This window comes from Ideonella sp. P3_A4, from assembly GCF_056403075.1.
Genome location: NZ_JBFUGE010000737.1, coordinates 1 through 2,695, shown reverse-complemented (window position 1 = coordinate 2,695; position 2,695 = coordinate 1). Strand labels below are relative to the sequence as shown.

2 protein-coding genes are annotated in these 2,695 nt (G+C 65.5%); both read left to right on the top strand.

The window, feature by feature from the left end:
* On the top strand, positions 1–2,070 hold a 2,070-nt coding region (locus AC1DYI_RS31995; protein WP_477208145.1), incomplete at its 5' end, for a tetratricopeptide repeat protein.
* Positions 2,071–2,408: 338 nt separating this feature from the next.
* Positions 2,409–2,695, top strand: a 287-nt coding sequence (locus tag AC1DYI_RS31990; protein ID WP_477208144.1) for a hypothetical protein, incomplete at its 3' end; no start/stop codon positions are given.

Here is a 2,695-nt window from a genome sequence, read left to right as displayed (position 1 = left end):
GCCGCCAAGGGGCGCCTGGACGAGAGCTACGCATTGCTGCAGCCCTACACCGAAGAAAAGCTCAAGGTCTTCGTCAAGCAGCAGGCCGACTACGAGGCGGCGGCCACGTCGATCGAGAAGTCGGCCATCGAGAAGCTGCGTAGCAACAAGGCTCCAGCCGACTTCTACAAGCGCTACGACGCGGCCGACGAGGCCGGCAAACGCGAGCTGGTGTCGAACTTCGTCAACGACCAGATGAATGGCAGCAGTGCGCTGAAATCGGCAGTGCAGAGGCTGCGCGAATCGGCCGCCATCGTGCCGGTGGCGCTCGATCTGGGCATCGTGACCGTGCAGCGTGCGCAGTCGCTTGCCGACACCGCTGCACGCAATGCCCAGTTCGAAGCCGCGGAGAAGGTCTTCCTGTCCATCCGCGGCGTGGTGGGCAACACCGACAGCTACCGGCTGTACCTCGGTCAGGTGTACTACTGGCTCGGCAAGCAGGCTGAGGGCCGCAAGCTGTTCGACGAGCTGCTGGYTTCGCATCACCGCGAGCCCGGCGTGCTGGTCGAGGTGGCTACTCTGCTGCGTTCCGTCGGCAGCGTCCAGGAAGCCCGCGCCATGGCCGAGGAGGCTCACCAGAAGGCGACCGACAACAACCTGCGGTGGAATGCCGCGCATCTGCGCTCGGTCATGCACACCGATGCCGAAGACGAGCTCGCTTGGCTGGAGCGCTCCGACCACTCGCAGGGTCGCATCCGCGCGTCCATTCACACCACCCGGGCGCAGATTGCCGAGCGCAAGGGCCAGCGGGCGGTGGCCAAGCACGAATACGAAGTCGCAGCCGAAGAGTTCGCCAAGCTGCCCGAGAGTGCTGCGCAGCTCAACAGTTCGGCGCTGGTGCACCTGGCGCTGTATTCGATGGAGGGCGACCCGAAACAACGCGACGCCGGCATCGCTCAGCTCGACCAGGCGCTGGCCCTGATGCCCACCGACAGCATCCTGCTGCTGAACAACGTGGCGGCTGTGAGCACGGCCGGCGCTGCGGCCCTCCTGGCCGACCGCATCGACCTGCCTCTGCTGCGCACGTCCGGCAACTACCAGCTGACCGAATTCCTGTACGACGACCAAGCTTCGCATGAGCGCGTGCGCCGCGCGGTGAGCGAGAACGAGGCGGTGAAGAAGGGCCTGGCCTACAGCGAGAAGTTGGCCCTGCTGGCACCTCGCAGTCCGGACACCTACGCCTTCCCGGTCACCATCGCCGCGATGCTCAACGACGTCCCGGCCATGAAGTCGATCACGGGGCGGGCGGCGGCGGCCAAGCTTGACTTGGCCGACAGCAAGGAACGCATGCGCAAGCTGGCCGACGGCACGGACCTGAAGAAAAACGTGGAAGCGGTCAGCGTTCAGATCAAGCAGGTGGCCACCCTCATGGAGCAGCCTGCCGTACAACGCAACCCGGTCACCTGGGCCGTGGCGGCCAGCCAATGGGTCAACGGCCAATTGGCTCTGGGGCGCCTTGGGCAGCCGTTCGATGTGGAAGGCGTCGTCAAAGTGTCGCGCAAGGCGCGCGCGAGCAGCCCAAGCTCCGGCACGCTGTCGATGCTGATGGAGTCGCTGGAAGCCCGTGCTGCGCAGCGGCTGGCCAAGGCCAATGCGGCCTTCGCAGCCTCGGTGGCAAAGCATGGCCGGATGGTCGATGTATCGGCGCTGATGAGCGTCCACCTGGATGAAGATCCCGAGTTCCGTCGGCTGATGCTGGCCGACCCGGACATCGTGGAAGTCATGGCCCTGCTGCGCGAGCGCGACCACCGCTTTCCGAACAAGAGCAGCCCATGGGCGTGCCTGCTCTTCCGCCATGCGGACGCGCCATATGCCCAGGCGTTGGCCGCCCGGCTGAAGCAGGACGCCGGCTACGACGCCTACGTCCAGATGCGCGCCGCAGTCGAACCGTCGGAACCCGAGATCGTTATCTATCGCTTCAACCACGCCTGGGCTGTCGGYGATCGCGCCCAGGCGCAGCGCGTGCTGGACGATGCCCGCAAGGACGGCGTCGTCCTGCCGGAACTGCTCGGCCGTCAGCTCAAGAGCTGAGCTGGGCCGACTGTGCGGCGCCGCGTCTCGAGCAGAGCGGCGCCGTTCCGACGGTCTGCTTCAGGGCGCAGGCAGGCTCACCCGACCTGAAGCTCGTAAGCCGGATGGAGTTCGGCTCGGGAGCGGTGGCCATGCGGCATGAGCCGAGAAGGTAGCCATCGCTCGGCGTTCAGCTGCCCCGGTAACTGAATAGTTCCGATGCCACCAGGAGAAACGTCCCCGTGCCGGCAGTCCGCCCCTGATACATTGCCCAGCCATTGACAACGTTGACATTCGGGGGCGCGCAAGGGTCGCCTGAATGAAGTTAAGGGGCGCTGGATATGACTGCTCGGATGATGTTGGCCGCATTGGCAGCCATGCTCAGTTGGTGCGGGCCGGCGCACAGCGTCGGCAAGATCGACGAAGGGACGACCGAGACCAAGTGGTACACCGGTACACCCTCCAAGCCGGGTGTGACGCCGGGGACCTGGCGGGTCGGTGGGCCCAATCCTTCCCAGGCCGGCTTCAAACTGCTCAAGGAATCAGCGCACTTCGTCTTCTATTCTGACGAGGCGGTTTCCCCTGCCGACTTGAACCTGGCGGCCGATACGCTGGAGAACACGGTCTGGCACAACCTGTTCGACTC